This is a genomic window from Nonomuraea sp. NPDC048916, from assembly GCF_040649575.1.
In the GTDB taxonomy this organism is placed as follows: domain Bacteria; phylum Actinomycetota; class Actinomycetes; order Streptosporangiales; family Streptosporangiaceae; genus Nonomuraea.
Genome location: NZ_JBEZFS010000022.1, coordinates 108,745 through 132,910, shown reverse-complemented (window position 1 = coordinate 132,910; position 24,166 = coordinate 108,745). Strand labels below are relative to the sequence as shown.

The following is a 24,166-nucleotide window of genomic DNA, read 5'->3' as shown; positions in this document are numbered from 1 at the left end:
CCCCGGCCGGCCGCCGTGAGCCCCACCGTCAGCAGCACCCGCCTGGCGCCCGAGGCGGGGTAGAGCGGCAGGCAGCGGCCGCCCGCGACCAGGGTCCTGCGCCCGATCGGCGTGGCGATCAGCGGCAGCTCGTCGTAGGTGGCGGGCGCGGCCAGGCGGAGCATCCACCCGCCGCCGGCCCGCCACCTACGACGAGCTGCCGCTGATCGCCACGCCGATCGGGCGCAGGACCCTGGTCGCGGGCGGCCGCTGCCTGCCGCTCTACCCCGCCTCGGGCGCCAGGCGGGTGCTGCTGACGGTGGGGCTCACGGCGGCCGGCCGGGGGGGGGCGGGCCCCGGCGGGGGCGCGGGACGCCAGCGCGACGACGAGCGCCAGGAGGAGCCTGGTCAGCCCTTCTCCTTGAAGTAGCGGGCCGCGCCCGGGTGCAGCGCGACCGGCTCGACCTGCTGCCCGAGCGTGAGGTCGAGCTTCGCGGCCTCCGGATGCACCGCCGTCAGCTCGGTCTTCTTCTCGAACAGCGTCTTGGTGATGTCGTAGGCGAGTTGGTCGCTCATATTGTCGGGCACCAGCAGCACGTTGGCCACGCCGACCGTCTTGATGGCGCCCGACAGTTTGTACACGGACAGGTCGATGTCGAGCCCGACGTACTGCTTGCCGTACGTGGTCTGCATCCCGGCGAGGGCGTCGGCGGTGTCGAGCATCCTCATGTCGGGCTTGCTCGTGGCCAGGTCGACCACGCCGGCCGTGGGCAGGCCGCCGACCCAGAAGAACGCGTCGATGGTGCCGTCCTTGACCGCCTGCACCGACTCGTTGATGGACAGCTGCTGCTTGGAGATGTCGGTGTCGGGGTTGATCCCGACGGCCTCCAGCATGCGCCGGGCCACGACCTGGGTGCCGGAGTTGGGCGGGCCGAGCGAGACCTTCCTGCCCTTCAGGTCGGCCACCTTGGCCGCCTCCACGCCGGGCGCGACGACCACGTGCGCGTAGTTGTCGTAGATCCGGGCGATGGCCTTGACCGGCTGCTTCTCGGTGAAGGAGCCGGTGCCGTTGACGGCGTCGGCGGCCGTGTCGGTCTGCGAGAACCCGATGTCGGCCTTGCCGGTGGCCAGCAGCTTGATGTTCTCGATCGAGGCCGACGTGACCGAGGCCGTGGCCTGGGTGTTGGCGATGTTCGCGGTCAGCTGCTTGGCCAGGCCGCCGCCGTAGACGTAGTAGACGCCGGTCGTGCCGCCGGTCGCGATCGACAGCCGGTTGCCCGAGCCGCCTCCCGCGCCGCCGCCGCAGCCCGCCGCCCCGGCGGCCAGGACGCTCGCGGCGAACACCGCAATGATCCGCTTCACGCTGGCTCTCTCCTTTTTCTGATGAGGTGTACGGCTGCCGCGACGGCCAGCACGGCCAGGCCCGCGACGATGGGGACGGGTTCGAGGAAGAGCAGCAGCACGGCGGCGACGGCCGCGAGCACTCGTTCCGGGCCGCCGGTCAGCCCGCCGGTGGCCATCGCCAGCGCGGCCACGGCCACGGCCGACACCGCGGTCATCAGCAGCACGGTGCCGAACGGCCCCTGCCCGAGCAGCGCCTGGCCGTTGGGGGTGAGCACGAACGCGAACGGCACCAGGAAGGCGGGCAGCGTGTAGCGCCAGGTCATCATCATGGTCTTGTACGTGTTGCCGCCGGTGATGGCGGCCGCGGCCACGGCCGACAACGCGGTCGGCGGGCTGACCTCCGACAGCACCGCGTAATAGAAGACGAACATGTACGCCTCGGCCGGCGCGACGCCGAGTGTGGTCAGCGCCGGTCCGATGATGACCGCCGCGATGATGAAGCTCGCGGTCACGGGCACGGCCAGGCCCAGCAGCATGACCGCGACGGCCGACATGACCGTGGTCAGGATGAGGTTGCCCGCGGCGACGTCCACGATGATCGCGCTGAGGTTGAGCCCGAGCCCTGTCTGGGTGATGACGCCGACGATGATGCCCGCCGCGGCGCACACGGCGGTCACCGGCAGCACCTCCAGCGTGCCCTTGGCCAGCGCCTGCCCGATCCGCCGGGGTCCCATGCGGTGGGCGGGGTCGAGGAAGGAGAGCGCGAACGCGATGAGGGTGGCGATCACCACGGACTGGAAGGCCGACCGGTCGAGCGCCATCAGCACCACGATGAGGATGAGCGAGCTGAAGTGGTAGCCGAAGCGCAGCAGCAGCCGGCCCGCCTTGGGCGTGTCGACCTGCACGGCCTGGGTGTTGAAGCGCCGGGAGTCGATCTCGATGGCCAGGAAGATGCCCAGGTAGTAGAGGATCGTGGGGATCGTGGCGTAGATGAGCACCTCGAGGTAGCTCACCCTGAGATATTCGGCGATGATGAACGCCGCCGCGCCCAGCGTGGGCGGTGACAGGATGGCGCCGATGCCGCCGGCGGCCAGGATGCCGCCCGCGGGCTCCTTCGGATAGCCGGCCCGCCTCAGCACCGGCCAGGCCACGCTGCCCAGGCTGACCGTGGTGGCGACGCCCGAGCCGGAAACGGTGCCGAGCAGGAAGCCGGCCGTGGTGACCGTGCGGCCGGGGGCGGCGCGCGACTTGCGGAAGGCGGCGAAGCTCAGGTCGATGAAGAACTTGCTGGCGCCCGAATAGTCGAGGACGGCGCCGTAGATGGTGAAAAGGATGATGTAGCTGGCGGCCACCTGGAGCGGCACCCCGAAGAACCCCTCGGTGCCGGTGTAAAGCTGCGAGACGATCTGGGAGAGGTCGAACCCTCGGTGCCCGATCGTCCAATTGATCGGCAAATATGCGCCAAAGTACGCATAAACCAGGAAAATGGCGCAAATGATGGCGAATGCCGAGCCGACCGTGCGCCGTACCGCCTCCAGCAGCAGCGCGGTCAGCACCAGCCCGGCGAACACGTCCAGACCGGACAGCGCCGAGCCCGAGCCCCGGTCGCGGAACTCGTCGATGGCGAGCAGCGGGTAGACGAGCACCGCCAGCGAGGCCGCGGCCAGCAGCCAGTCGGCGACCGTCGGCCAGTCACCCCACCGCCCGCCCGTCGCGGGCGGCACGACCCCCGCGCCACCCGGCGCCGGCCGGGCCACCTCAGTGTCGCCCCGCGCGGGCCGCGCCACCTGCGCGCCGCCCGGTTCCGGTCGCTCGCCGACGGCGAGCGCCGCATCCCCGTCAGCCAGGGGCGGGTCGAGCGCCGCGTCTCCGCCCTCGGGTGGCGAGTCGATCGCGAGCGCGGCGTCCGGGCCGGGATCGCCGGCCGGCGGACCCGACTCGTCCTCGGTACGGCGCACCCCGGGCAGCTGGTGGAACAGGGACGACAACCCCGAGCGGTAGCAGACGAAGACCAGCGGCAGCGCCACCGCCAGGAACGTCATCCGGTGCTCCAGCGCCTCCACGGGCCGGAACACCACGATCAGCGAGTAGGCCGACAGCAGCCCGCCCACGATCCACACCCCGAGCCGGAGCGGCCCGGTCAACTGCCGGGCGGGGCGTTCCTGCTCATGGGCCGAAACCAGTTCTGCGGCGCGATCGCTGAGCTCCGTCAAAGAAACCTCCCCGGCACGGCGTAGGGGGGACTTTACGAGCCGCTTACCGGAATGGGGAAGGGGTTGTTACCTTTCTTTGACTTCTCCGTCAGACCCTTCAGTTGTAGATCCTCACCATCGCGGCACTTTGTGAGGATGTGGAGCCGGTGAAGGCTGGAGGCATGCATGCCCCGGTGCTGGAGATCGGTCCGGTCGTCACTGACGAAGAGCGGGATGCCACAAGAAGTGGATCGCTGGCCCGGCCCGGCGCTCATCGGCGCATGTCCCGCCGGAGCTCGGCTTTGCCACCAAGCCGCGCCTGGCCGAGCGCAGGATCTGCCGGATCCTGCCCGGTCTGCCGGACGGGCTGGTGTGGGTGACCACGGATGAGGTTTACGGCCGCGATGGCGCCTTCCGCGCGTTCCTGGAACGCCACGGCCTACCGTACGCGGTAGCGGTTCAGGCCAACCAGGCGGCCCCGCGGCCGTCGCGGTTTCAGCCGATGGGAGCCGTCATGATGCTCTTGATCTGCTCCGGCGTCAGGGCGGCGTCGTAGGTGCGGACCTCGTCGATGACCATGCCGTTCAATGTGCCGTAGGGAGAGCCCTGCCCGATGACCAGCTGACCCGGATTCCCGGAGAGCCCGTAGGTGTTCCCGGCGTAACCGACCGACTGGCCGTTCACGTAGAGGCGAATCTCGGTGCCGTCGTAGGTGGCGGCCAGATGGGTCCACGTGTCGACCGGCAGGACCTGCGGCCCGGCGACGAAGTGCCCGCCGCCCAAGCTGGCGGACGGCGTGTCATAGGGCCAGTCTGCGGCGTACATCTTGAATCCGTTGCGTGACAGCGCCTCCAGGTAGCGGGCGTTCGTCTTCGGCTTCACCCAGGCCGACAGAGTTATCTTCCCCTGCGAGGTCAGGTTGGGCACGTTGGCGGTCGCGGCGTAACCGAAGGCCAGCGCCTTGCCGTACTTCCCGCTCACCCAGGACGGGTTGGTGGCCGTGCCGGTGTGGCCCCGGCCGGATGAGTCGCCCAGCGCCGTGCCGGTGCCCTCGTTCAGTCCGTAGGCGCCCACAAGCGATGTCTGGAGGTCGGGCGGCGCCTCGATCAGGGCGGAGACGACGGCGGACGGCGTGCTCACGTTGCCGGCGGTGTCCATCGCCAGCGTCGCGTAGTAGTAGGTGGCGCGAGCGGGCACATGGTCGGTGAGCTCCGTCGTCGTCCCCGCGACGCGGGCGACAAGCGTCGCTGCGGACGGAGTGAAGGCGGGAGTCGTCGACCGGTGGAGCTGGACCTCGGTGACGCCCCGCTCGTCATAGGCGCCACCCAGCCGCACATCGGCCCAGCCTCCGTGAGGGGACACCGTCACCGTTGGCGCCGTCGGCGGGCAGTCCGGGTTGGTGACCTTTCCTCCGACCATCTCCGATGGCTGGCTGGGCTGGCGCAGAGTGTCTAGGGCCACGACCCGGTATTGGTAGATCGAGTTGCGGTAGACGCAGCCCGGGGTCCAGGTCAGCCCGGTCACTGTGGCGACCAGGCTGAGCGCGCCCACAGGGTCCTCCGGAGAGCCGACCTCGTGGATCTCGTAGGCCGAGATACCGTGATCGTCGGTGGCGGCCGGCCACGACAGCTGGATCGTGCCCGTGCTGAGGTCGGCCGAGGCCGCAGGAGCTCCGGGCCGCTCGTCCGCGACGACCGCCTTCAGCATGTCCTGCTGGAGCTCCTCATCGCTCAGCCCTCGCCGGTAGACGCGTACCTCGTCGACGATCGCGTCAGAACAGGATTGGCCGATCTTCAGTGGACCGGAGTCGTAGTCGACGGCCCCGGTCACCGGGAGCGCCTCGCTGGCCCAGTAGAGGCCGTCGAGCACGTAGCGCAGCGTGCTCCCGTCGTACACGAGCGCCAAGTGGGCCCAGTCCCCGGAAAATTCGCCGATCGACTCGCCGTCGTGGTCCTGGCCGCCCGTCCTGACGCCCCAAGTCCCCCCCATCCAATAGGAGTTGTCCTTGGCCGCGAGGATCGGGCAGTAGCCGTCGGCCTTGATCCAGGCCTCCACCGTCAGCCCGCCTGATGTGCGCAGGCTCGGCGCGTCCGGCACCGTCAGGATCTGGTCCAGCTCCCCGATGCGTAGCCCCTTGCCGTACTTGCCGTCCACCCACTGCGGGTTCGCGACGGTCCCGTCATTGCCGTTGCCGGACACATCGTGAACGGTCGTCCCCGATCCTTCTTCCATCCCGTAGGCGGCCACCAGATCCGCGTCTGCCGACGCCGGTGTGGCCACCAAAAGCGCTGCTACTACGAAAAACCCCGTGATGACACGACATAAACCATGCACTGTACTTTCTCCCTGTCTTCTCAAATGGGCCGCACGCCGGCAACGAAACCACCACGCCATCGGCACACAACGACAAGCCCGGAACGAAACTCCTGATGCGCAGACCAGACACGTCATGGCACACTCGGGCCTTGACGGCCCTCCCGCTCCCGATCCCCCATCGCCTCAAGGCGACGGTCCCCTCGGGAGAATCTAATGGGCCTCACGGTAGCAATTTTCCCGTCGCGCGCCGCCAGGCCGCCTCCGTGAAGGCGTTGGCGACCGTCTCCACGTCGCCGTCGGCGGAGTCGGTGTAGGTCTCCATGACCAGCGGCCCGGACCGTACGACGGTGAGCATGGATTCGGGGTTGGGCAGGGACTCCCACGGGCTGGGAGTGAACTTCATCTTGATGGCGGTCACCGTGGCGCCGGGAATAGCGGGCAGGTCATGGACCTTGACGATCCGCACGGTGATGCGCTTCCCGTCGTAGTGCTTCACCTTCACCCGCGCGCATCCCTTGGGCACGACGGGCTTGAACAGGCCGGCCGAGGCCGTGGCGGGCACCGAGATGAGCGTCTCACCGTAGTAGGAGCCCTTCGTGGACAGCGTGGCCAGGGCGGCGGGCTGCTTGCCCAGGGCATGGACGACCCGCGAGCTGTAGAGCAGGCCCTCGGTGGCGGGGGTCTTGCAGCGCGCGGGCATACGGCTGTAGCCCCACTCGGTAGGCCGGGCGGCGAGAGACTTGACGGTGCCGGACCGCAGGCTGAACTTCTTGCCTTTCCACTTGGTGACGAGCGCGGCCTTGAGGTCCTTGGGTGCGGGCGCCGAGGCCGCGTGCGCGTCAAGGGTGAGCGGGCCGAGCAGGGTCGCTGTGAGAGCGCACAGGATGAGTTCACGTCGCATGCCGCTCATGGTGGGCGCTTGGGGGTTGCGGGAGGCGTATATCGGTCCGTATAACCTGTGGTGGTGCGCGTCTCGATGCTCGGCCCCGTGGAGATCGCCGGGGTCCGGCTGACCGCGCCGAAGCCCGCCGTCCTGCTGGCGATGCTGATCGCGGCCGGTGGGGAGACGGTGCCCAACGACCGGCTCGTCGACGCGCTGTGGCCGGACCGGACACCACGTTCGGCGGTCGACAATCTGCGCGTCTACGTCGCCAAGCTCCGTCGCGCCCTCGGCGAGGAGGGGCGGCTGGTCTCCAGAGGCGGGGGATACGCGCTGACGCTCCTGCGCGGCGAGCTCGACGCGGACCTGTTCGGCGAGGCTGAGCGGGCGGCGCGGCGGCTTGCGGAGATGAACGATCTGGCAGGTTCCGCGCGTGCCGCCCGGGAGGCGCTGGGCCTGTGGCGCGGCCCGGCCTTCGACGGGCTCAACCTGCCCGACGCGGCACGCGACTACGCGCAGCGGCTGGAGGAGCGGCGGACCGCTCTCACAGAGGACTGGATCGACCTGGAGTTCGCGCTCGGCCGCCATCGCGACGTGGTTGGCGAGTTGCGCGCGCTGGTCACTGCCCATCCGTTGCGCGAACGGCTGCACGGGCAGCTCATGCTCGCCCTGTACTGGTCGGGTCGCCGCGCCGAGGCGCTGGCCGCGTACCGTGCCGCGCGGCAGGTCATGGTGGAGGAGCTCGGCCTGGAGCCGGGGGCGGAACTCCGTGCGCTCGAAGAGGGCGTCCTGCGTGACGACCGGCTTTCACTCCCGAGGACCGGCTTACCGGGGCGGGGCCCCCGGCCCGTCCCGGCGGGCGAGGAGGAACCGGCGTCGGGGGGCCGCGCCGGAGTGGAGCCGGCCACCGCCTTGGATGGTGGAGCACGAGTGGCGGGCCACGGTCCCGGGCGGCCCGGAAGGCGACGCCTCAGGGGCGGATGGTGGGCGCGGGTGGCGGTCTTCGCGCTGCTGCTGCTGATCCCGGTGACCCAGACCCAGTCCGCTCCACGGGCGCGATCCGTGGAGCCGGCTCCCGCACTGTCGCCTTCCGCGGAGCAGGCTCCGGTGCCTTCGCCTTCCGTGAGCCACGTGCGCGGGCTGGTCGGTGACGGGACACTGACCGTGGCGACTCTGCTGCCCATGACGGGCGATCTCCACTTCTTCGGCGCGCCCATGGCAGCCGGGGCCGAACTGGCCGTCCAGGATGTCAACGCCGCGGGCGGGGTGCTCGACCGGCCGGTCCGCCTGATCAAGGCCGACTCCGGCGACTCCACCAACAACATCGCCACTGCGGCCGTCCGCGACCTCGCCGAGGCCGGAACCGACGTGATCATCGGACCCGCCTCCAACATCGTCTCCCGGTCGATCCTGGAAACGGTCACCGAGCAGGGGATGCTCATGATTTCCCCTTCGACCACCTCCTCCGACCTGACGAGTTCCTACGACAGGGGTCTGTTCTTCAGGACCTCACCGTCGGACACCATGCAGGGCGCCCTGGTAGGACAACTCGTGGCCGAGGACGGCAACAGGACGGCCGCGTTCGTCGCCGTCGACGACGACTACGGTGACGTGCTCGTCGCCGAGGCGGAGGCCGTGCTCGCCCGCAACGACGTCGAAGTGGTCAAAAAGATCAGGTACAACGAGGACAAGATCGACTTCGCCACGCTGAAGCGGGTCGACAGCGACGCCCTGGTCCTGATCGGGTTCACCGAGACGCTGGACATCATGAAGCACCTGCGCCGTGGGAGCCGGCGGTGGTATCTGGTCGACGCCAACCTCACCGACTACTCCGGCGACCTGCCCCGCGGCACTCTCACCGGCGCGCGCGGAACGATATCGGGCGGCGAAGTGAACACGGTCTTCGAGGAGCGACTGCGGGCCGTGGATCCCGCCTTGACGGATTTCGTCTACGCGGCCGAGTCCTACGACGCGGTGGTGGTGGCGGCGCTGGCCGCCCGTGCCGCCAAGGGCGACCTTGGCCAGTCGGTGGCCGGCCGGCTCGCCGCGGTGAGCGGCGGCGGGCAGCGATGCACGACCTTCCGCGAGTGCGCGGAGCTGCTGGAGGCGGGCAAGGAGATCGACTACGACGGTCTGAGCGGGCGCATCGAGTTCGACAGCAACGGCGATGTGGGCGAGGGCACGTTCGGTGTCTACACCTATGACCGGGACAACACCTACTCGAGGACGGAGACGCGCGTGGTGCGGCCGTGACCAGGCGGCGGCGAGCGCGCCGGGAACGGGCTGGGCGGTCATGACGCGAGCGCGCCGCACGCGGCTCGCGGTGGCTCTCAGCCCTTGCCCGCCGCGTTGACGATGCGGGTCGTGGAGCGGCCGGGGATGGCCTCCATCTCCCAGCACGCGGCGCCCAGCAGCGCCGCCGCGGCGCACCGGCCGCCCGCGTGCGGGTCGCCCGCGGTGTGCGCGAGCGCGCCGGGCTCCATCGGGGCGAGCAGGTCGATGTAGTCCTCGGGGCCGTGTGCCTCCGGCGGGCCGGTGACGATGAACACGCCGCTCACGAAGCGGAGCGCGGCCAGCACCTCGGCGCGCTCGGCGGCGGGGTTGAGCGGGCGGCTCGGGCCCTTCCAGGCCCGCACCCTCGGGTCGTCCTCCACGCCGATCACCAGCGGGAGACCTCGGGCGGCCACCGCGCCCAGGTAGCGCACGTGACCCACGTGCAGGATGTCGAACACCCCGGTGACGACCGCTGCCCCCGGCCGGGTGTAAGGCTGCACCCAGACGGCCTCCAGGCTGCTCACGCGGGCACCCTCCTCGTCGATACGTCGATCGCAGACTACTCGGTCCGCCGGTACGGCCGGACAGGCGACCATCGGAAAGGGCATTCCTACCTTTTCGCGATAATCTTCGCCACCCCCCTGGCGCGTCTCACAACGTCGCCGGAAATCGGGGAGGACGCCGTGGCACCGCCGGACTTTCAGCCCGTCGAGCAGGCAGTGGAGCCCGGCGCCCGCGACCTCCTGGTGCGGTTCCCCGGTGTCCCCTCGCAGGTGTCCAGGGCCAGGGAGCTGGTGACGGGCGTGCTCGGCCGCGACCACCCGCTCTACAACGACTGTGTGCTGCTGCTCAGCGAGCTGGCCACCAACGCGATCCTGCACTCCCGGTCGGGGGAGGGCGGCTCGTTCCAGGTCTCCGTGCACGTCTCGGGGGCCCTGGTGCGGGTGTGGGTGCGCGACGGGGGTTCGGACGGGGCGCCGTGCGCCTGCCGTACCGGACCGCAGTCGACCGGCGGGCGCGGGCTGCCGCTGATCGAGGCGCTCAGCCACCGCTGGGGTCTCACCCGGGAGAACGGCGCCACCACCGTCTGGTTCGAGCTGCTGCCCGCGCCCGCCCTGTGGAGCGCCGAGGCCGTCTAGAGATCGAGCCGGCACAGGCCCTCGGCCAGGGCCTTGGTGGTGAGCCGCGTCCGGCTGTCGCAGCCCAGCTTGGCGAAGATGTGCTCCAGGTGGGTCGTCACCGTGCGGACGCTGAGCACCAGAGCCGCGGCGATCTGCGGGTTGGAGTCGCCCGCCGCGACCCGGGTCAGCACGTCCACCTCCCGGCCGGTCAGCTCGTAGGGCAGCGAGCAGGGGCGCTCGGCCAGCACCGCGCCCTGCAGCGAGCCCTGGAAGCCGACGCCGGCCCGCAGCAGGCGCAGCTCGTGCCAGCGGCCGTCGCGGTCGAGCCAGAGGCCGTGACGGTTCAGCTCGCGCGAGTCGATGAACGCCCGGGCCAGCCCCGCCAGCCCCGGCTCCTCGCGCAGCGCCGGGGACGCGTCGAACCCCGGCACGTCGCGGAGGGTGCCCAGCCGGTCGAACGCCACCGCGTGGAACCCGGCCGGCAGCCCCACCGGATCGATCACGCACCTGGTCAGGTCGGTGACGTGGGCCAGCATCGGCGAGACGGCCGTCACCAGCGCCCCGGTCAGCTCCGGGAACGACTCCCTGGCCGCCAGGTGCAGCAGGCCCGTGTAGCGGCCCTCGGCCAGGAACAGGGGAGCGGTCAGCCCCGCCCGCCAGCCGTAGGGGGCGAGGTGGCGGCGGAAGTAGCGCTCGGTGCCCGGCTCGGGCATGCCCACCGGAGCGCGCGTGGCCATCGCCCGGCGATAGGCGTCGAGCCCGGTGTATTCCTCGGCGGCGTCGCCGTCGATGCGCCGGTGGCCGTCGGAGACCACGCTGTGGTGCCGGCCGGTGGCCGGGTCGAACGCGACGAACTCGTAGGCGTCGATCGCCACCACCCGGCGCAGCGCCGCCATCGCGCCGTGCGCGCCGCTGCCGCCCGCGACTTGGTAGCCGACCTCGGCGAACGCCCGGAGTTGGCGAACGTTCAGGGTGATCTCGGCCACGGTTCCCAATATCCCACCCTTTCCGGTGGCGCCGTGAACAGGCACGCCGGGCATGATCGCGTAATCTTTCCGACATGACGGCCGATCTGGTGGCGAGGAGGGTGACCGACCTGCTGGCCCCGCAGGTGCTGGTGATCGCCATGCCGCCCGCCGTGGGGCTGCTGGCCCAGGGGTGGGCCGGAGCCGCGTGGGGGCTGCTGGCCTCCGCCCTGTGCGGCGGCGTGCCCGCCGCGGTGATCGCCGCCGGCGTGCGCTCGGGACGTCTCGACTCCCACCACATCGTCGACCGGGCCCGCCGCACCGGGCCGCTGCTGGCCGCGGTGGCGGCGGTCCTCGCCGCGCTCGTGCTGCTGGTGGCGCTCGGCGCGCCGGCGCTGCTGGTCGCCACGGTGACCGCGATGCTCGTCGCCCTGGCCGTGACCGTGCCGATCACGACCCGCTGGAAGATCTCCTTCCACGCCGCCGTCTGTGCCGGCACGGTGGTCGTGCTGGCCCACGTTTTGCCCGCCGCGCCGACCGCGACCGCCGGGGCCGCCGTGGTGGCCCTGGTGTGCTGGGCCCGCGTACGGCTCGCGCACCACACCTGGGCCCAGGTGGCGGCCGGGACGGCGGTGGGCGCGCTGACCACCTGGGCGACGCTGGCGGCCTTCGGCCTCTGACCGGCGGCGGTCATCCCCCCGGCCCGACGCCCGGTCCACCCCGCCCGGTCCACCCGGTCCGACGCCCGGCCTACCCGGTCCGGCGGGCCGGTCCACCCGGTCCGGCGGGTCCGGCGGGTCCACGCGGCGCGGCCGGTCCACGCGGCGCGGCGCGAGACGCTCCGGTCAGGCGGCCCGAAGATCCGCGTCGTCCGCGACGACCGAGCGCAGCATCCCGGGCCGGTTGGTGATGACGCCGTCGACCCCGTCGAAGATCACCCGCTCGGCGTCGCCGGGCTCGTCCACCGCCCAGGTGAAGACCGCCATGCCCTGCCCGTGGACCAGCCGCACGTACTCCGCCGTGACGTCCTGGTAGGGCGGGTTGACCTGGTCGGCGAAGTCCGCCAGCCCGGGAAGCTCACCGGGGGACGGGGTGCCGAGCAGGCCGATGGCGGCGTCCGGCATGATCCGGTGGAACGTCCGCATCGAGCCCCAGTCGAACGACTGCACGACCAGCCGCCCGGCCCCCGGCCATGAGGGGTTGCGGCGCAGCTCGCCGGCCACGCGCGCTTCGATGCCCCGGTAGAGCTGGGGCGTCTTGATCTCCAGCAGCAGCCCGAGACCGCTCCGGCTCATCGCGCGCAGCGCCTCTCCCAGCGTGGGCACCCTCTCACCCCGGCTCGCCCGGCCGAACCACGAGCCCGCGTCGAGCCGGCGGATCTCCGCGAGCGTGAAGTCGGCGACCCGCCAGGGAGCCCGTCCGGGGAACACGCTCTCGGCGTCGGTGGTGCGGGTCAGCGTCGTATCGTGCATCAGCACCAGCGCGTGGTCCCTGGTCTCCCGCACGTCGACCTCGACCATGTCGGCGCCGGACCGGCTCGCCGGCGCCAGGGCGGACAGCGTGTTCTCCGGCGCGTCGGCCGAGGCCCCGCGATGGGCGACGATGACGGGTCTCGACGCGGCGTCCGCGGGGACGGTCACCGCCAGGATCGCCAGGACGGGCGTGAGAACGAGGCCGAGTCGTCGGAACATGGATCTCCTCGGGTTCGGGGGGCCGGCCGTTGATCCGAACCTGACAATCCTGCATGACGACGAGTCGGTTTCCCGGTAAATCGGGGATGCCGGGCGGGTGAGCGTTCGCCGCCGACCGCCCGCATGGGCGCATATACGTCCGTACCACGCGGTGGAATAGGGGAGCGGGCGGAGCGGTTGGCGCGAGTATGGATACCACGAGCCGTGGCCGGGTGCGTGTCGAGCCCTCGGCCAAGCGTGTCAGGGTCTACCTGGGCGGGCGGGTGGTGGCCGACACCGCCCGCCCGTTGCTGGTGTGGGAGGTGCCCTACTATCCGACCTACTACTTCCCGGCGGCCGACGTCGAGGAGTCGGCGCTGAAGCCGTCAGGGGCCGTCGAGCACTCGCCGAGCAGGGGCGACGGCGTGGTCCACACGGTGACCTCCGGGGGAGTGGAGGCGCCCGGCGCCGCCCTGGTCTATCCCGACTCGCCGCTGGAGCAGATCCGGGGCCACGTCCGCTTCCGGTGGGACGCGATGGACGCCTGGTTCGAGGAGGACGAGGAGGTCTACTTTCACGCCCGCGACCCCTACACCCGGGTGGACATCCTGCCCAGCTCGCGGCACGCGCGGGTCGAGGTCGACGGCGTGACGGTGGCCGACTCGCGCAACCCGCGCATCCTGTTCGAGACGGGCCTGCCGGCCCGCTTCTACCTGCCCAAGCCGGACGTGCGCTTCGACCTGCTCGAACACACCGACACCGCCACCCACTGCCCGTACAAGGGCACGGCCGAATACTGGTCGGTCGCCGGGCACCCCGACCTCGCCTGGTCCTACCGCACGCCGCTGCCCGAGAGCGAGCAGATCGCCGGGCTGGTCTCCTTCTACAACGAGAAGGTCGACATCTACCTCGACGGCGAGCTCCAGGCCCGCCCGAAGACGAAGTTCGCTTGATCCGGGCACCGTCGTGCTCGACGACTCCGGCGCCTAGGTCAGGAGCCGGGTGAGGACACGGGTGCCGAACTCCAGGCCCTCCACCGGCACCCGCTCGTCCTTGCCGTGGAACATGCCGAAGTAGTCGAGGTCCGGCCGGAGCATCAGGGGCGCGAAGCCGTAGCCCCGGATGCCGATCCGGGCGAACGACTTGGCGTCGGTGCCGCCGCTCATCACGTACGGCACCGGCCGCGCCATCGGGTCCTCCGCGACCAGCGAGCCCGCCAGTTCGTCGAAGAACGACGAGGGGTAGGGCGCGGCGGGCGCGTCCTCCAGGTTGACGAACTCACGGGTGATCTTGGGGCCGAGCAGCTCGTCGATCGTGGCCAGGAACTCCTCCTGCAGGCCCGGCAGGTAACGGCCGTCGACGTGCGCCTCGGCCGTGGCGGGCACCACGTTCACCTTGTAGCCCGCGTCCAGCATGGTGGGGTTGGCGGAGTTGCGGATCTGGCCCTTGAACAGGGTGCCCAGCGGGCCGAGCCGGGTCGCCTCCTCGTCCAGCCGGTCGAGGTCGACGGGCCCGCCGGTGATCTCCGAGAGGCTCTGGATGAGCGCCCTGACCGACGGCGTGAGCCGTACCGGCCACTGGTGGGAGGCCACCCGCGACAGGGCGTGGGCGAGCGTCGCGACCGGGTTGTCCACGGGCGGCCGGGAGCCGTGCCCCGCCACGCCGTGCGCGGTCAGCCTCATCCAGGCCGTGCCGCGCTCGCCGACCGCGATCGGGTAGACGCGGTGGTCTCCGGAGACGACGCTGAACCCGCCCGACTCGCTGATCGCCTCGGTGACGCCGTCGAACAGCTCCCGGTGCTCGGTCACCGCGTGCCGCGAGCCGTAGTCGCCGGTCGCCTCCTCGTCGGCGAGGAACGCCACCACCAGGTCGCGCTTGGGTCGCAGGCCGCGCGCCGCCAGGTCGAGCACGGTGGCGAGCGTCATCGCGCACGAGCCCTTCATGTCGACGGCGCCCCTGCCGTGGACGCAGCCGTCGGCGATCTCGCCGGAGAACGGGTGCGTCCGCCACTCCGACGGGTCGGCGGGCACCACGTCGAGGTGGCCGTGGATGAGCAGCGCGTCGGGGGAGTCGCCGTCGATCCTGGCCACGACGGTCGTGCGGCGGGGCGCCGACTCGAACACCACCGGGTCGAGCCCGGCGTCGGCCAGCAGGGTGGCCACGTACTCGGCCGCCGGGCGCTCCCCCGAGCCCGGATTGGTGGTGTCGTACCTGATCAGATCCGAGCAGATCTCGGCAACGCTCTTCACAGTCGTCCCTTCAGCTTGAGCGGCGGCACCTCGGGCGTCTCGAAGCCGAAGATCTCCCCGTAGAAGGCCAGCTCGGCCTCCAGCGCCGCGACGATGGTCTCCTCCTTGCGCCAGCCGTGCTGCTCGCCCGGGAAGGTGAGCAGCGCCCACGCCTTGCCGTGGCGGTCCAGCTCGGCGACGAACCGCTCGGCCTGGCCGACGTCGACGATCGCGTCCTCCAGGCCGTGCAGCATGAGGCAGGGGCCCGACGCGCGGGCCGCGTTCAGCAGCGGCGAGCGGTCGATGTAGCGCTGCCTGGTCTCGGGGAGCGGGCCGATGAGGCCGTCCAGGTAGCGGGACTCGAAGTCGTGCGTCTCGGCCGCCCACCCCTCCGGGTCGGTGATCGCGTAGTGCGCGACGCCGCCCGCGAACACGTCGCTGTGCACCAGCGCCGCGACCGTGGTCCAGCCTCCGGCGCTGCCGCCGCGCACCGCGATCCGGGCGGCGTCGGCCCGGCCCAGCTCGACCAGCCCGCGTGCCACCCTGGCGCAGTCCTGCACGTCGACCACGCCCCACTGGTGGCGCAGCCGCTCGCGGTAGGCCCTGCCGTAGCCGGTCGAGCCGCCGTAGTTGACCACGGCCACGCCGAGGCCCCTGCTGGTGAAGTAGGCGATCTCCAGGTCGAGGACCACCGGGCTGTGCCCGGTCGGCCCGCCGTGCACGAAGATCACGTACGGGGCCGGGCCCCGGACGCCGGCGGGAGGGTACAGGTGCGCGTGCACGCCCTCGACGGTCACCGTCTCCGGGGTGGGCAGCAGCTCCCGATCGGGCAGCGGCTTCGGCGCCGACACCGTCTCGCGCCCGCCGCCGCCGAGGTCCACCAGCGCCACCTCCAGCGGTGTGTACGGCGTCGCGAACACCGCCGCGGCCGTGCCTTCCGGAGTGCCCCCCGGAGTGCCCTTCACGGCCGACACCGTCGGGGCCCAGTACGTCGCCTCGCCGCCGATCTCGCGCAGCTCGCCGGTCTCGGGGTCCAGGACGCCGAGGTGGCGTCGGTCGGGGGTGCCGTACACGACGACCAGCCGGTCACCGGCCACCGCGAACATGGTGGTGCCCGGCTTCCACGGCGCGTGACCGAACTCCAGGCCGACCGGCGTCAGGTTGCGCCCGCCCGAGCCGTCGCGCCGGACGAGGTGCACGTTCCACCAGCCGGTGGGATCGGTGACCGCGTAGAGGCTGTCGTCGTCGCGCCACTCGGCCTGCGTGACCGACTCCTCCTCGCCGCCCGCCACCACCTCGTACGGCCCGGCGACGCCATCCGCGCCGAGCGGGGCGACGCAGAGGAGGGTGCCGTCCCAGGGCATGGCGGGATGGTCCCAGCCAATCCAGGCGACATGACGTCCGCTGGGGGAGATGCGGGGATTCATCAGGAAATGCTGGGCTTTGGCGATCACCCTGACCGGGCCGCCGTCGAGCGGCACCGCCACCAGGTCGCGCACGTCGCCGGTCTCCCGCACCGCCCACACCTCCGCGCGCCCCGGCGGCAGGTACAGGTCACCGTAGCGGGAGGCGCCCTCGGGCGTCAGCGCCACCGGCTCCTCGCCGTCCAGACGGTAGAGGCGCTGGTCGGCCCAGTTCGTGAAGACCAGGCCGCCGCCGGGCAGCGGACGCCAGGAGCGCCCGCCGTACTCGACCAGGCGGTTGCGCGCGTTCCAGCCGGCCGGCAGCGCGTCCACCCGCGAGCCGTCGGGCAGCCGCCGCACCACGCAGCGCCTGCCGCCCTCGTGCGGGCGCGGCTCGTCCCACCACACCTCCACCCCCGCGGGCGTGGCGACGGCCTCCACCCACTGAGGGCCGCCGTCGGTGCGGGCCACATCGATCGGTCTAATGCTCATAGGTCACCCAATGCCATCCGTTGCTGGTTACCAATTGCCGTCAGAAGGGGGGAGGGAGACCTCGGGCGGATGCAGCACGTAGACGATGCCGCCGCTGCCGGTGCCCCGCAGCCACACGTTCTCGAACGCCGCCCGCGGATAGACCCTGCGCACCCGGCCGTCGTCCGGCGCCGCCGGATCGTTGACCACCACGTCGCCCCCGGCGGTGAAGCCGGCCACGACCATGATGTGCCCGCTCGTCGAGTAGCCCGCCCCGGGCAGTTCGTACGCCTTGAACGACAGCGAGGCGATCACGGGGATCCCCGCCCGGACGAACGCCTCCAGCTCCAGCGCCGAGCGGAGCCTGGTGACGAAACCGGCCAGCCCGTAGCGGCCGGCGTAGGCGACGTTGAACGGCCAGTTGCCGGTGCCCTGATAGCTGGAGTCGTAGGTGTGCCTGGCGGCGTGGTCGACCACCGGATGCGGATCGCCCGCCCCCACCCAGGTCAGGTCGCCGTCGCCGGGGCCGCGGCCCCAGAAGCCGAGGACCATCGCCACCGAGGCGGGGCCGCACCAGTTGGCGCCCCCGCCGTCCCACTCCGGGTGGTGCCCGGAGTGCTCGTGCTGAGAGTGCCGGGGCACCGCCAGGTCGACGGCGTCGCCCGTACCGGACGGGCTGGGAACGGAGGGACGTTGCGGGACGGCGGAGGCCATCACGCCCAGCGCCGCCACCCGCGCGCCCGCCCCGCGAGCCGTGACCCGCACCTGGTAGGCCGCCACCGGCCGCCGCGCCACGAACGTGTCCACCGCCACGTCGCCGTCGCCGTCGCCCTGGCCCGGCACGGAGGTGCGGGGGGCGCCGTGCTCGGACCAGCGGCCCATCACGTACCACTTGGTGAGCGAGCCGCTCGCGGTCCTGGCCCGCAGCTCCACCTCGATCCAGCCGCCGGGCGGGGTGCGCGCCGTCCACGAAGGGACGAGCTGGGTGGCCTCGAAGCCGATCGGGTGCTCGTTGCTCGTCCACGCCGTCGCGGGCCCGGTGAGGGACGGGGCGAAGCGGCGGAAGGTGACGCGGGCCAGATCGACGGTGAGCACCAGGCATATTGTGGTTTGGCCTGCGGTGTCGCACATCGGAAGGTTTACGTAGCAGCCGGAAATGTCGGTGGTGATCACTATCGTTCCGGCCATGACTCAAGCGGTGCAGGCGTATTCCTACGCCGGGCCCTCCACGCTCGCCGGCGGCCGGCTCGGCCTGTCCACCTCCGGCGGCACGGCGTTGTCGGGGGCCAGGACCCATCCCAGATTCTTCAGCGGGCTGCTCACCCAGGCCGCCCCGGCCGCCGCCGGGCTGCTGGCCGTGGCCGACGTGGCGCTCACCCGCTACCACCAGCCCCGCCCCGGCTGGACCCGCGACCCGGTGGTGACGTGCGACGGCGACCGGCTCAGGTTCGAGTCGTTCTCCGCCTGCGGCGGCGTCTACGCCCGGCTCGACGTGGAGGCGCTCGACGGCGAGGTGCTCGACCGCGGCACCACCAACGTCGACGTCAACGGGCCGTTGCGCGAGTCGCTGGCCCGGGTCGGCGGCCGTGACCCGCTGCACCTGGGCGTCGGCCCCGACGAGCTGACCGTCACCACGCTCGACGGCGCGGTGGTGGAGAAGAAGGTGCCGCTGCCCACCCGGTGGCTGCGCGGCTTCGCCGAGGTGCAGGTGATCGCGGCCGCCTTCGACCTGCGGGCCGAGCTCAAGGGGCCGCAGGCGGTGCGGTTCCTGCGGTCGCTGCCGCGCAAGGCCGGCGCGACCGTCTGGGCCGTGCCGTCGGGCGGCGACCTGCGGCTCGCCGCCGGCCCCGGGCGCGGCGCCGTGTGCCTGTCCGGCGTCAGCCGCCTCGCCACCCTGATGCCGCTGCTCAGGTTCGCCAAGGCGCTGCGGGTCTACGGCCCGGCCGCCGACACCGGCTTCCAGGCCGGCGCGTGGGAGCTGGAGCTGCCCGGCATGCGCTACACGCTGGCCGTCTCGCCGCAGCCGTGGCGCGGCTTCTCCGGCGAGGGCGCGGTCCTGGAGCACCTGGCCACCGACGAGGCGGCCGGTGACGCCGACGTGGTGGGCATGGTGCTCAACTTCGAGCCGACCGTGGAGATCGGGCTGCTCGCCGACCGTTCCGGACTGCCGGTCGATCGGGTGCGCGCCGCGCTCACCCAGCTCGGCACCTCCGGCCGGGTCGGCTACGACCTGCACGAGGCGTCCCACTTCCACCGGGAGCTGCCCTACGACAGGGAGCAGGTGGCCCAGCTCAACCCGCGGCTCACCGCGGCCCGCGCGCTGGTCGACGCGGGCGCGGTCCGGCTCGACGGCGGGCTCGCCGAGGTGACCACCTCCGGCGGTGTGCGGAGGGTGCGTGTCGCCGAGGGCGAGTGCACGTGCGAGTGGTGGTTCGACCATCGCGGGTCGCGCGGGCCGTGCAAGCACGTGCTCGCCGCCAGGATCGCCGCCCGCCTCGGCGTGGACGTGCCCGCGTGAGCGTGCAGGCGGAGGCGGGAGCGGAGGCGGGGGCGGGCGTCGTGCCGGTAGGGCCGCGGCCGCTGCCCTACCGGGCCGGCTGGCAGGAGCTCGAAGACTGGCTGGACACGGTCGTACGTCTCCACGCCGACGACCCCGAAGGGCTCCGGGCCGCGCTGAGGCGCCAGACCGGCGAGCGCACCCGCCTGAGCGAAGAGCGCGCATGGCAGCACACCGTCCAGTGGACCGAGGCCATGGTCAGGCAGATCGTCGCCCCCGGCCCCGAGGCGGGGCGCGCGGCCGGGGCGGGTGACCGGTTACCGGGCGCCTCGCGGGTCTCCGCGCCGCACTGGCTCCTGCTGCGGCGCCTGGCCGAGATCCACACCGCCCTGAAGGCCGGAACCCTGCCGCCCCGGCTGCTCGCCACCCCCACCACCGCCACGGGCGGGCTCGACCCGGCCGAGCTGGTCTCCCGGATCGAGGGCTACGAACACGCGGGCGCCGAGGCGATGCCCGCCGACCTGCAGCAGGCGCTGCTCCGGCTGCCGCGCGAGATCGCGCCCGAGGTGCGGGCGCGGGCCGCCCTGCTGGCCTCGGAGGCGGGCGTCGCGACCGCCCGCTGGATGGGCCGCCGGCCCGAGCCGGAGACCGGGGTCGGCTGGTTCCACGGCGCCCGCGAACACCTCGGCGATCGCGCGCCGGGCGGCTCCCACGAGCCCAGCCTCGTCCCCAGGATCCGGGCCGAGCCCACGGGGCTGGAGCTCGTCGACCGCCTGCTGTCCGACCCGCGGGCCTCGCGGTGGCAGGCCGACGGCGACGACCCGGCCTTCTGGCCCGCCACGATGCCGTCCGACCGCGAGGTCGTCGCCCTCCACTACCTTCCCCACCTGCTCTGCCGGCGGCACGGATCCCACGTCCGGCTGTCCGAGGTCGAGGCCGTCGCGCTCACTGACGGGCCGGTGGGAGAGGGCGTCGCCCTCCTGGTGGCCCACTGCCTGCTCCACGGCGAGTGGCGGGGGCGGGAGTCCGGGGTGAAGGTGCTGCTCGACCTGACCGCCCGCGACGACCTGCCCGCCGCGGAGATCGGACGGCAGCTGGGCCTGCTCCTGCGGCGGACCTGGTTCAAGCCGGCGGCGGTCCGCCGCGCTCTGGAGTTCGCGGCCGCCGGAGGCGCCCGTGATCAGGTGTGGCGGATCATGACCGGCTTCCTGCCGGTCCACCTGCCGGGGCCGGGCGAGCGGGCACACGCGGGGCACACCCGGATGCTCGCGTTCGCCCTCCAGCTCGCCCGGTCGGCCGGGGCCAAGGGGGCGCTGCCGTGCGTCGCGGAGCTCGCGGCCCGCGAGGGCGCGACCGGGCTCGTCCGCGAGGCCAGGCGGCTGCACGCCCACCTGTCCTAGAACGTCCCGGTTCGCCGAACGTTTCGGCTCACCGAACGTTCCGACTGACCGAACGTTTCGGCTCACCGAACGTTCCGACTGACCGAACGTTCCGGCTCAAACGTCCCGGCCGGGGGCCGCGGGGGCACCCCGGCCGGGCTCCGACCGAGGGGCCCGGCCATCCGGCTCGGGCCGGCCCCTACAGGTAGAGACCGGTGGACTCGTCGGTGGTGGTGGGCACGGCGCGGCCCGCGCGGGTCGCGTACAGCTCGGCGAGCGTGGCGCCCGACGGGCCGACGCCCGCGGAGGTGCCGAGCCAGCGGACGGCCTCCTCGCGGGTCAGCGGGCCGATCTCGATCTGCGCCAGGCAGCGGCCCGGACGGACCACGGCGGGGTGCAGGCGGGCCAGATCCTCGTTGGTGGTGATCGCCACCAGCACGTCACGGCCCTGGCCGAGCAGCCCGTCGGTGAGGTTGAGCAGGCGCGACAGGCCCTGCCCCGTCTGCGCCTTCGCCGCCGCGCTGATGAGCTCGTCGCAGTCCTCCAGCACGAGCAGCCGCCAGCGCTGTTTGTCCTCGTCGGTGTCGTAGCCGACCGCGACCTCCATCAGGTAGCCGGGGTCGTTGAAGAGGCGCTCCGGGTCGAGCACGCAGTCGACCTGGCACCAGTCCTGCCACTGCTTGGCCAGCGAGCGCAGCAGCGTGGTCTTGCCGGTGCCCGGCGGGCCGTGCAGGAGGATGAGGCGGCCGTTGACGTCGGAGGGCGTGATCTCCATCAGGACGTCGAGCGACCTGCGGACCCGGGCCGAGTAGTTGCTATTGATCTCCGCCCACGGCTGCGCGGTGATCGGCTTCTCGGAGCGGGTGCCGCCGTGCGCGCCGCGCCACCAGAAGCCCATCTCCACATGGTCGGTCTCGGGCTCCGGCTCCTCCGCGCCGTCGATGCTCTCCTTCAGCACCGAACAGGCCAACTCCTCGCTGACGGCGGTCACGCTGACCGTCGCCGTGCGGTTGCGGTGGCGGATGACCCGCAGTGTCCAGCCCTCACCGCAGATCAGGCGGGACTCCGAGCCGTCCTGCACCTGCGCCGTGCGCACGACCCGGCCCTGCGCCGGGCTGAGCGCGGCGTCGGAGCGTACGCGCTCCAGGTTGACCAGGCGGGACCAGGGCTGGACCCCGGTCGCGAACGGCGACAGCGCCAGGGCGTCGATGATGTCGATGGCCGAATCGGCGTCGTCGACCCAGATGTTCATCGGGAGCTCGGCCGACTCCGGGCCCGGGAACGGCACCTCCTTAATCACGGACATGCCCCCAATGATCCGGTTAGACGTACGGTATGTCGAAGGGTTTTGAGGTATTGGTTCCACCCTGCCGGCCGAGCCAGGCTACACGTGTCAGCGCCGAGGCTGGCCGCCACGTCTGGTGTCCGGCCGATCACGCACCGTCCGGAGGGACGTCGTTAGCCTCTTGGATGAAACTGGTCCCAACGCTCCTCTAGAGGTTCATGATGTAACGACGCCGGTCCGTCACCGGAAACGAGAAAATCTCGGCACTGCTCCAGATCGAGAGTGACGGATCTTTCCTGCCCCGGACGGCGGCATCGCCGCCCGTTCCGTGCTGCTGTCGACGACCGGCTTCCGGCGAGACCGCGACCTCACGATCGACTCCGATGACACGCGGCGATGGACCGTCGAAGAGAAGTCCGCGGACGGCGCGTTGCTGAACGCCGAGGGCCGTTCAGGGCGTCACCACGCTGACGCGGCGCCGAAGCGACCGGCTCGGAAACACCCTCTGATCCGAGGGCAGCGAGACAACTTACGACAAACCGCAAAGTCCCGGGAATGCCGGCAATTCCGGGAAGACGACCAGGGTCCGGGTCACCGACGCAGTCGGCGCGTCCCTCGAGAGCAAGCAGGTGGTGTTCGCCACCGACACGGGGTTCCGCAAGGTGAACACGATCAACGGCGATCTCGTCGCCAACAGCACGGTGGACGAGACGAGGACTGTGGACGCCGATGGCAGCAGCGCGACGATCAGGGTGGAGACCTTCCCCGACGGCAGTCAGCGGATCACCACCACCACGGAGACCGGCGGCGGACCCCTGTGCGAACCGGATATCCCCAGCAGTCGCGAGACCACGGTCACCGCCGTCTCATCCGACGGCAGGTCGGCGGTGGTGTATCACGAGCTCTTCCGGAGCAGCACGAACGAATCCACCGGTACGAGCTCCGGATACTGGGAGCTGACCTACACCGGCAACCACGGCCAGACTTTCAGCGAGCGCAGCGGCTGGGCGGTCGACGCGAACGGCAACAGCAGCAAGACCGTCGAACGGACCACCCCCGACGGCACGACGACCGTCACGACCACGACGCTCGACGCGAACGGGGTGGGCACCGAGACGACGACGCTCGACGCGAACGGGGTGGGCACCGAGACGACGACGACCTACAACCCCGACGGCACGCAGACCACGACAACCACGCAAGATCCAGGCGGGACGCTCGCGCGGCCGGACCGGCCGGCCGCGCACCGGGAGATCGCCTTGTTCAACGGCCGTTTCGCTCTTGACAGGTGCGCGAAGTCCGGATGGTGGCGTAGCGTCACGGTCATGATCCATCCGTCCCATCCCCTGGCGCCGGCCGCCGCCGTGGACACCACCGCGTCGGGAGGTCGCGAGGATGACAGGTGAGGCGGCTCCCCGGGTGCGCCGCGTGGTCGCGTTGGGATGGGACTACCTGCTGATCGTCGGCTGGCTGGCGCTGCTGGCCGGGGCCTACCTGCTGGGGTTGGGCCCGGTGGGCAGGCTGACCGGTGCACCCCTGGTCGTGGCGGACCTGGTGATCACCGGGCTCACCGTGCTGCCCGTGTGGGCCTATCTGGTGGTGACCGAGGCAGGCACGGCGCAGGCCACGTGGGGAAAGCGGCGCGCGAGGCTGATCGTGACCGCCGCCGGCGGCGGCAGGGCGGGGCCCGTCCGGATCATGATCCGCAACGCCGTGAAGCTGCTGCCGTGGGAGCTCGCCCACCTTGCCGTGCTGCGGTTCTGGACGCTGGAGGGCGACTCCGTGGTCGCGGTGCCCGCGCTGGTGCTCTGCTACGCACTGGTCGGTGTCACCGTGGCGCTGATGCTCTTGCGCCGCGATCGGGCGGCGCTGCACGACCTGGTGGCGGGCACCCGCGTGGTCAGCCGGACGTGCTGATGGCGGTCGCGGCTTCGACAGCGGAATGCCGCCCTCTGATGGCGGTCGCGGCTTCGGCAGCGGGATACCGCCTTCTGATGGCGGTCGCGGCTTCGACAGCGGGATACCGCCTTCTGATGGCGGTCGCGGCTTCGGCAGCGGGATACCGCCCTCGTCCGTGATGATGGGGAGCTTCGAGCCCGGCTGGCGCGATCGGCCGGGCTCTCGCGTTCGAAGCGAGCCCGGCGCCCTCATCTCCAGGGCAG

At 71.9% G+C, this 24,166-nt stretch carries 20 protein-coding genes; 9 read left to right on the top strand and 11 right to left on the bottom strand.

The genetic code is table 11. The features are described 5' to 3' along the window. Positions 1–387 precede the first annotated feature (387 nt). Together AB0C16_RS24175 and AB0C16_RS24170 are read right to left on the bottom strand one after the other, a co-directional pair. Positions 388–1,341: a TAXI family TRAP transporter solute-binding subunit gene (locus tag AB0C16_RS24175; protein ID WP_357686166.1), complete on the bottom strand. Its 954-nt coding sequence runs from the start codon at positions 1,339–1,341 to the stop codon at positions 388–390. Then, positions 1,338–3,536: a TRAP transporter fused permease subunit gene (locus tag AB0C16_RS24170; protein ID WP_357686165.1), complete on the bottom strand. Its 2,199-nt coding sequence runs from the start codon at positions 3,534–3,536 to the stop codon at positions 1,338–1,340. The genes AB0C16_RS24175 and AB0C16_RS24170 overlap by 4 nt, the downstream gene beginning before the upstream one ends. 229 nt (positions 3,537–3,765) lie before the next feature. On the opposite strand from AB0C16_RS24170, the gene AB0C16_RS24165 reads away from it, so the two are divergent. Continuing rightward, positions 3,766–4,071: a transposase gene (locus tag AB0C16_RS24165; RefSeq protein WP_357686168.1), complete on the top strand. Its 306-nt coding sequence runs from the start codon at positions 3,766–3,768 to the stop codon at positions 4,069–4,071. Here the strand turns inward: AB0C16_RS24165 and AB0C16_RS24160 are convergent. Then, positions 4,011–5,714: a LamG domain-containing protein gene (locus tag AB0C16_RS24160; protein WP_357686164.1), complete on the bottom strand. Its 1,704-nt coding sequence runs from the start codon at positions 5,712–5,714 to the stop codon at positions 4,011–4,013. The genes AB0C16_RS24165 and AB0C16_RS24160 overlap by 61 nt on opposite strands. Before the next feature lie 337 nt (positions 5,715–6,051). Next, a complete protein-coding gene (locus AB0C16_RS24155) occupies positions 6,052–6,732 on the bottom strand; it encodes a hypothetical protein (RefSeq protein ID WP_357686163.1) in 681 nt (226 codons plus the stop codon). A 63-nt stretch (positions 6,733–6,795) separates the two neighbouring features. On the opposite strand from AB0C16_RS24155, the gene AB0C16_RS24150 reads away from it, so the two are divergent. Beyond that, positions 6,796–8,964 carry a BTAD domain-containing putative transcriptional regulator gene (locus tag AB0C16_RS24150; protein WP_357686162.1) on the top strand — a complete coding sequence of 723 codons (2,169 nt, stop codon included), beginning with the start codon at positions 6,796–6,798 and terminating at the stop codon, positions 8,962–8,964. Between the two features lie 77 nt (positions 8,965–9,041). Here AB0C16_RS24150 and AB0C16_RS24145 read toward each other — a convergent pair whose 3' ends face one another. Continuing rightward, a complete protein-coding gene (locus AB0C16_RS24145; protein ID WP_357686161.1) occupies positions 9,042–9,509 on the bottom strand; it encodes an adenylyltransferase/cytidyltransferase family protein in 468 nt (155 codons plus the stop codon). A 159-nt stretch (positions 9,510–9,668) separates the two neighbouring features. Between AB0C16_RS24145 and AB0C16_RS24140 the strand changes: the two genes are divergently transcribed. Next, positions 9,669–10,124: an ATP-binding protein gene (locus AB0C16_RS24140; RefSeq protein ID WP_357686160.1), complete on the top strand. Its 456-nt coding sequence runs from the start codon at positions 9,669–9,671 to the stop codon at positions 10,122–10,124. Here the strand turns inward: AB0C16_RS24140 and AB0C16_RS24135 are convergent. After that, the gene (locus tag AB0C16_RS24135; protein ID WP_357686159.1) at positions 10,121–11,092 is read right to left on the bottom strand and encodes a LuxR C-terminal-related transcriptional regulator; all 972 of its coding nucleotides are present in this window, start codon (positions 11,090–11,092) and stop codon (positions 10,121–10,123) included. The two genes, AB0C16_RS24140 and AB0C16_RS24135, sit on opposite strands and share 4 nt — an antisense overlap. A gap of 74 nt (positions 11,093–11,166) precedes the next feature. Here AB0C16_RS24135 and AB0C16_RS24130 point away from each other — a divergent pair, with 74 nt between their 5' ends. Beyond that, on the top strand, positions 11,167–11,751 hold the full coding sequence (locus tag AB0C16_RS24130) for a hypothetical protein (protein ID WP_357686158.1): 585 nt from the start codon (positions 11,167–11,169) through the stop codon (positions 11,749–11,751). Positions 11,752–11,916: 165 nt separating this feature from the next. Here AB0C16_RS24130 and AB0C16_RS24125 read toward each other — a convergent pair whose 3' ends face one another. Continuing rightward, positions 11,917–12,762, bottom strand: coding sequence for a glycerophosphodiester phosphodiesterase family protein (locus AB0C16_RS24125; protein ID WP_357686157.1), 846 nt, complete (start codon positions 12,760–12,762; stop codon positions 11,917–11,919). Between the two features lie 188 nt (positions 12,763–12,950). Between AB0C16_RS24125 and AB0C16_RS24120 the strand changes: the two genes are divergently transcribed. After that, complete coding sequence (locus tag AB0C16_RS24120) at positions 12,951–13,694, top strand: DUF427 domain-containing protein (protein WP_357686156.1); 744 nt, start codon at positions 12,951–12,953, stop codon at positions 13,692–13,694. A 33-nt stretch (positions 13,695–13,727) separates the two neighbouring features. Here the strand turns inward: AB0C16_RS24120 and AB0C16_RS24115 are convergent, their stop codons facing one another. The 3 genes from AB0C16_RS24115 to AB0C16_RS24105 are packed head-to-tail and all read right to left on the bottom strand — an operon-like array spanning position 13,728 to position 17,938. Next, the gene (locus AB0C16_RS24115; RefSeq protein ID WP_357686155.1) at positions 13,728–14,990 is read right to left on the bottom strand and encodes a M20/M25/M40 family metallo-hydrolase; all 1,263 of its coding nucleotides are present in this window, start codon (positions 14,988–14,990) and stop codon (positions 13,728–13,730) included. Then, positions 14,987–16,864, bottom strand: coding sequence for a prolyl oligopeptidase family serine peptidase (locus tag AB0C16_RS24110; protein WP_357686154.1), 1,878 nt, complete (start codon positions 16,862–16,864; stop codon positions 14,987–14,989). Before AB0C16_RS24110 ends, AB0C16_RS24115 begins: the two co-directional genes overlap by 4 nt. 27 nt (positions 16,865–16,891) lie before the next feature. Then, positions 16,892–17,938, bottom strand: coding sequence for a peptidase C39 family protein (locus tag AB0C16_RS24105; protein WP_357686153.1), 1,047 nt, complete (start codon positions 17,936–17,938; stop codon positions 16,892–16,894). Between the two features lie 91 nt (positions 17,939–18,029). Here AB0C16_RS24105 and AB0C16_RS24100 point away from each other — a divergent pair, with 91 nt between their 5' ends. Beyond that, on the top strand, positions 18,030–19,361 hold the full coding sequence (locus tag AB0C16_RS24100; protein WP_357686152.1) for an SWIM zinc finger family protein: 1,332 nt from the start codon (positions 18,030–18,032) through the stop codon (positions 19,359–19,361). Further along, on the top strand, positions 19,358–20,740 hold the full coding sequence (locus tag AB0C16_RS24095; protein ID WP_357686151.1) for a DUF6493 family protein: 1,383 nt from the start codon (positions 19,358–19,360) through the stop codon (positions 20,738–20,740). Before AB0C16_RS24100 ends, AB0C16_RS24095 begins: the two co-directional genes overlap by 4 nt. A gap of 178 nt (positions 20,741–20,918) precedes the next feature. On the opposite strand, the gene AB0C16_RS24090 is transcribed toward AB0C16_RS24095, so the two are convergent. Then, the gene (locus tag AB0C16_RS24090; RefSeq protein WP_357686150.1) at positions 20,919–22,025 is read right to left on the bottom strand and encodes a DUF5925 domain-containing protein; all 1,107 of its coding nucleotides are present in this window, start codon (positions 22,023–22,025) and stop codon (positions 20,919–20,921) included. A gap of 611 nt (positions 22,026–22,636) precedes the next feature. On the opposite strand from AB0C16_RS24090, the gene AB0C16_RS24085 reads away from it, so the two are divergent. Then, positions 22,637–23,410, top strand: a complete 774-nt coding sequence (locus AB0C16_RS24085; RefSeq protein WP_357686149.1) for a hypothetical protein — start codon at positions 22,637–22,639, stop codon at positions 23,408–23,410. Further along, positions 23,400–23,921 carry an RDD family protein gene (locus AB0C16_RS24080; RefSeq protein WP_357686148.1) on the top strand — a complete coding sequence of 174 codons (522 nt, stop codon included), beginning with the start codon at positions 23,400–23,402 and terminating at the stop codon, positions 23,919–23,921. The genes AB0C16_RS24085 and AB0C16_RS24080 overlap by 11 nt, the downstream gene beginning before the upstream one ends. Positions 23,922–24,166: the final 245 nt, after the last annotated feature.